Raw genomic sequence first — 5,481 nt, forward strand, 5'->3', positions numbered from 1 at the left:
AACGACGAAGCCGGGCGACCGGCCCCCGAGGGGGCGGTCACCCGGCTCACCCGGTCACGCTTGGTGCGCGACCGGACACACAGCTCGACGCTGGGCCTGTTTGGGGGCGCCTCGAATCAGCGCTCGTCGTCCGAGGCCGTGGCGGAGGTGCCGCCCAGGCGGCCGCTCTCGTCCTGTATCTCCACGGCGATCTTCTTGAGCTCAGGCTCGAACTTCCGGCCGTGGTGGGCGCAGAAGAGCAGCTCTCCGCCGCTGGCGAGTACGACGCGCAGGTAGGCCTGGGCGCCGCAGCGGTCGCAGCGGTCAGCCGCGGTGAGCGGGCTCGCAGGTGTCAGAACAGTAGTCACGTCGCCTCTTCTCTAGCTCGACGAGCTGTCGTACCAGGGTCAACATCCAACCAGGCCGAAAACGTTCCCGCTCGTGGCTTTTCTTCTCTGAGGATTCTGCTGTGTTGATGAGGACGTGCCCCGGGGGCCGGTGGTTCATGCGTACCGAATCCCAGGATCCGCCTGCCGCTCGAACGCCCGATCGGAACGGGGTGCGAGAGTCCGCGTAGCATAATCCTCTGCTGGGTTGGAGCATAAGCCCCGTCCCGGGCCCCGGTAGCCTGCATAACGGCAGTTCCGGAGCCTGCGCCCGGTCCCACGGTGCGCCAGGAGCGGTGGTACCGGGAGGAGATGGAGCCCCGGCACCCCGAATCCGGCACGGCGCTTGTTCGCGCAGCGCGTACAAGCTGCGCGGGACCGGCCCGCCGTGCTGTGCACCCAGCGGAAGGGTGCGCGCACACAGGGGAAACGGCTGTCGGTGCGATGTGCTGCACTGGCGGACGGTCCGGACGCGTCCGGATGTGACCGATGAGACAGAACTTGACCGAGGAGAGTGCCGCGTGAGTGCCGAAACGACCGTGCCGTCCGCTCTGCTGGCCGGCGACGACGGTTCCAACTACACCGCTCGGCACCTGCTCGTCCTGGAGGGGCTGGAGGCGGTCCGCAAGCGCCCCGGCATGTACATCGGCTCGACCGACAGCCGTGGCCTCATGCACTGCCTCTGGGAGATCATCGACAACTCCGTCGACGAGGCGCTGGGCGGCTACTGCGACCGGATCGAGGTCGTGCTGCACGACGACGCCTCGGTCGAGGTCCGTGACAACGGGCGCGGCATCCCGGTGGACGTCGAGCCGAAGACCGGGCTGTCCGGCGTCGAGGTCGTGATGACCAAGCTGCACGCCGGCGGCAAGTTCGGCGGCGGCTCGTACGCGGCCTCGGGCGGTCTGCACGGCGTCGGCGCCTCCGTCGTCAACGCGCTCTCCGCCCGCCTGGACGTCGAGGTCGACCGCGGCGGCCACACCCACGGGATCAGCTTCCGCCGCGGCACCCCCGGCATCTTCACCGAGACCAGCCCGGACGCGCCGTTCGAGCCGGCCAACGGCCTGGCCAAGGTCCGCAAGGTGCCCAAGACCCGCACCGGCACCCGGATCCGCTACTGGGCCGACCGGCAGATCTTCCTCAAGGACGCCAAACTCTCCCTGGAGAACCTGCACGCCCGGGCCCGGCAGACCGCCTTCCTGGTGCCCGGCCTGACCATCGTCGTGCGCGACGAGCGGCTCACCGAGAGCGACCAGGTCGAGGAGAGCACCTTCCGCTTCGACGGCGGCATCGCCGAGTTCTGCGAGTTCCTGGCGCCGGACAAGCCGATCTGCGACGTGCTGCGGCTGCACGGCGAGGGCACCTTCAAGGAGACCGTGCCGGTCCTGGACGACCTCGGGCACATGACGCCGACCGAGGTCACCCGCCACCTCGGGGTGGACATCGCGCTGCGCTGGGGCGCCGGCTACGACACCACGCTGCGCTCCTTCGTCAACATCATCGCCACCCCCAAGGGCGGCACCCACGTCACCGGCTTCGAGCGCTCGCTGGCCAAGACCGTCAACGAGGCGCTGCGCGCGGGCAAGCTGCTGCGCGTCGCCGAGGACGACATCACCAAGGACGACGCCACCGAGGGCCTCACCGCCGTGGTCACCGTCCGGCTCGCCGAGCCGCAGTTCGAGGGCCAGACCAAGGAGGTGCTCGGCACCTCGGCGGCCAACCGGATCGTCGCGGCCGTCGTCGCCAAGGAGCTCAAGGCCTTCCTCACCTCCGGCAAGAAGGACGAGAAGGTCCAGGCCCGGGCGGTGCTGGAGAAGGTCGTGGCCGCCGCCCGCACCCGGGTCGCCGCCCGTCAGCACAAGGAGGCCCAGCGCCGCAAGACCGCGCTGGAGACCAGTTCGCTGCCGGCCAAGCTGGCCGACTGCCGCAGCGACGACGTCGACCGCAGCGAACTCTTCATCGTCGAGGGCGACTCCGCGCTCGGCACCGCCAAGCTGGCCCGCAACTCCGAGTTCCAGGCCCTGCTCCCGATCCGCGGCAAGATCCTCAACGTCCAGAAGGCGTCCGTGAGCGACATGCTCAAGAACGCCGAGTGCGCGGCGATCATCCAGGTGATAGGGGCCGGCTCGGGCCGCACCTTCGACATCGACCAGGCCCGCTACGGGCGGGTCATCTTCATGGCCGACGCCGACGTCGACGGCTCGCACATCCGCTGCCTGCTGCTGACGCTGTTCCAGCGCTACATGCGGCCCATGGTCGAGCAGGGCCGGGTCTTCGCGGCCGTGCCGCCGCTGCACCGGATCGAGCTCACCAACCCCAAGCGCGGGCAGGAGAAGTACCACTACACCTACTCGGACGCCGAGCTGCGCTCCACCCTGCTGGAGTTCCAGCGCAAGGGCCTGCGCTGGAAGGACCCGGTCCAGCGGTACAAGGGCCTCGGCGAGATGGACGCCGACCAGCTGGCCGAGACCACCATGGACCCGCGCCACCGCACGCTGCGCCGGATCAACCTGGGCGACCTGGAGCAGGCCGAGAAGGTCTTCGACCTGCTGATGGGCAACGACGTGGCGCCGCGCAAGGAGTTCATCGTGGACTCGGCGGCCACGCTGGACCGCTCGCGCATCGACGCCTGAGCGGTCCGCCCCGGCACGAGGGCCCTCCACCCGCGCGGGTGGAGGGCCCTCGTGCTCCCGGCTGCGTCCCCCGGCGGGACCGGTGACCGGCGCGCGGGGACGGGTGCGAGCGGCCGCGTACGCCGTCCGACACGGAATCACCGGGTCTGCGTAGTAGTCGGATGAGCGTCCGTCGGATCATCGATCACCTCATCGAGTGAACGTATCTGCGTAGGGAGTTCGGGGGGTTCGGGCGCCGCCATCATGGTTCGGGTCACAACCCCCCGGCCCAGGAGCAGCCGTGCCACAACAGCAGACGAGAAACCCCGAGCCGGGAGGGCAACTGGACTGGTGGGCACCGGAAACGGCGCCCGCACCGGAGCCCGTGCCGATGCCGGGGACGGTGCCCGAGGTCGACCGCACCGAGGTGTACCGGGCCGTCCAGCGGAGCGCGGCCTTCCAGCGGATCCGCCACAGCTACCGGACGTTCGTCTTCCCGGTCAGCGGTGTCTTCCTCGCCTGGTACCTGTTCTACGTCGCCGCCCAGGCGGCGGCCCCCGCGCTGATGCGCCGCCCGGTCGCGGGCCCGGTCAACGTCGCCTGGCTGCTCGGGCTGCTGCAGTTCGCCACCACCTTCCTGCTGGCCTGGATGTACGCCCGCAACGCCCGCACCAAGCGCGACCGGGCCGCCCTGTCGTTGCGCTGGGACACCCAGGACCAGCTGCGATGAGGACCGCCACCCCGCCCCCCGTCGCCCCCACCGGGGACCATCACGGCCTGGCCGTGGTGCTCTTCGCCGTCGTCGTCCTGGTCACCCTGGCGATCACCTTCTGGGCCGGTCGCCGTGGCGGCGCCGCCGAGGACTTCTACGCCGGCGGCCGTGACTTCACCCCGCTGCAGAACGGTTTCGCGCTCTCCGGCGACTACCTCTCCGCGGCCTCGTTCCTCGGCGTCGCCGGGCTGATCGCGCTGTACGGGTACGACGGCGTGCTCTACAGCATCGGTTTCCTGGTCGCCTGGCTGGTGGTGCTGATGCTGGTCGCCGAACTGGTCCGCAACGCCGGCCGGTACACCCTGGCCGACGTGCTGGCGCTGCGCCTGCGCCGGCGCAAGGTCCGGGCGGCGGCCGGCGGCGCCAGCGTGGTCGTCACGCTGTTCTACCTGGTCGCCCAGATGGTCGGCGCGGGCAGTCTGGTCGCCCTGCTGCTCGGAACCAACAGCGCCCAGGCCCGGACCTGGACCATCGTGGCGGTGGGCGGTCTGATGATCGTCTACGTCACGATCGGCGGGATGCGGGCCACCACCTGGATCCAGATCGTCAAGGCCTTCCTGCTGGTCGCCGGCTCGGTGGTGCTGACCGTGCTGCTGGTGGTGCGCTTCCACGGGGACGTGCTCGAACTGATGCGGCAGGCGGCCCAGCACAGCGGCGCCGGGCAGCGCTACCTGGAGCCCGGACTGAAGTACGGCAAGAGCTTCACCAGCCGGCTGGACTTCTTCAGCCTGGGCCTGGCCCTGGTGCTGGGCACCGCCGGTCTGCCGCACATCCTGTCCCGCTTCTACACGGTGCCCACCGCGCGGGCCGCCCGCCGCTCGACGATGTGGGCGATCGGGCTGGTCGGCGGCTTCTACCTGATGGCGATCGCGCTGGGCCTCGGCGCCACCGCGCTGATCGGCTCGGCCGAGGTCCGGCAGGCCAACTCGGCGGGCAACACCGCCGTTCCGCTGCTCGCCCTGGTGCTCGGCGGCGGCAACGGCTCGACCGGCGGGGTGGTGCTGTTCGCGCTGATCTCGGCGATCGCCTTCGCGACCATCCTCGCCGTGGTCGCCGGGCTCACCCTGGCCTCCTCGGCGGCGTTCGCCCACGACATCTGGGCGGGCGCCTGGCGGGGACGGCCGCGCGGCTCGCGCGGCTCGCGCGGTGGCCGCGCGCGCGGGAGGCGGGCCGTGGTGCCGGCCTCCCGGCGGGAGCGCGGCGAGGCGGACGCCTGGACCGGGACCGGGACCGCGGACGGGGCGGGGGCCGACGGCGCGCCGGCGGTCGCCGAGCACGACGAGGTCCTGGTCGCCCGGGTCGCCGCGGTCGGGATCGGGGCGGTGGCGATCGTGCTCAGCCTCTTCGCCCAGCAGCTGAACGTCGCCTTCCTGGTCGGCCTGGCCTTCGCCGTCGCCGCCTCCGCCAACCTGCCGGTGCTGCTCTACAGCCTGTTCTGGCGGCGGTTCACCGCCCGTGGCGCGGTCTGGTCGGTGTACGGCGGGCTGATTCCGGCGGTGGTGCTAGTGGCCTTCTCACCGGTGGTCTCCGGTACCAAGGTCGCGCTGTTCCCCGGGATGGACTTCCACTGGTTCCCGCTGGAGAACCCGGGTGTCGTCTCCATCCCGCTCGGCTTCCTGGCCGGCTGGATCGGCACCCTCACCTCGCCCGAGCCGGCCGACCCGGACCGGTACGCCGAGCTGGAGGTCCGCGCGCTGACCGGGGCCGGCGCGGTCTGATCGGCTGAGGAACG

4 protein-coding genes are annotated in these 5,481 nt (G+C 71.2%); 3 read left to right on the forward strand and 1 reads right to left on the reverse strand.

The window, feature by feature from the left end; genetic code table 11:
• Positions 1–116 precede the first annotated feature (116 nt).
• The gene (locus ABD308_RS18045) at positions 117–347 is read right to left on the reverse strand and encodes a DUF7455 domain-containing protein (RefSeq protein ID WP_344335617.1); all 231 of its coding nucleotides are present in this window, start codon (positions 345–347) and stop codon (positions 117–119) included.
• Positions 348–886: 539 nt separating this feature from the next.
• Between ABD308_RS18045 and ABD308_RS18050 the strand changes: the two genes are divergently transcribed.
• From ABD308_RS18050 to ABD308_RS18060, 3 genes are all read left to right on the forward strand, one after another.
• Positions 887–2,998 carry a DNA gyrase/topoisomerase IV subunit B gene (locus tag ABD308_RS18050; RefSeq protein WP_344335620.1) on the forward strand — a complete coding sequence of 704 codons (2,112 nt, stop codon included), beginning with the start codon at positions 887–889 and terminating at the stop codon, positions 2,996–2,998.
• A gap of 370 nt (positions 2,999–3,368) precedes the next feature.
• Positions 3,369–3,707, forward strand: a complete 339-nt coding sequence (locus tag ABD308_RS18055) for a DUF485 domain-containing protein (protein WP_425554793.1) — start codon at positions 3,369–3,371, stop codon at positions 3,705–3,707.
• Entirely contained in the window at positions 3,704–5,467 is a 1,764-nt protein-coding gene (locus ABD308_RS18060) for a solute symporter family protein (protein WP_344335623.1), read from the forward strand. The genes ABD308_RS18055 and ABD308_RS18060 overlap by 4 nt, the downstream gene beginning before the upstream one ends.
• Positions 5,468–5,481 lie beyond the last annotated feature (14 nt).

The sequence above is a fragment of the Kitasatospora putterlickiae genome (assembly GCF_039527695.1).
Lineage (GTDB): Bacteria > Actinomycetota > Actinomycetes > Streptomycetales > Streptomycetaceae > Kitasatospora > Kitasatospora putterlickiae.

What these genes read in the sequence shown, in the direction of transcription:
- ABD308_RS18055 (WP_425554793.1), top strand. Translation starts at nt 3,369, where the DNA reads ATGCCGGGGACGGTGCCCGAGGTCGACCGCACCGAGGTGTACCGGGCC.
- ABD308_RS18060 (WP_344335623.1), top strand. Translation starts at nt 3,704, where the DNA reads ATGAGGACCGCCACCCCGCCCCCCGTCGCCCCCACCGGGGACCATCAC.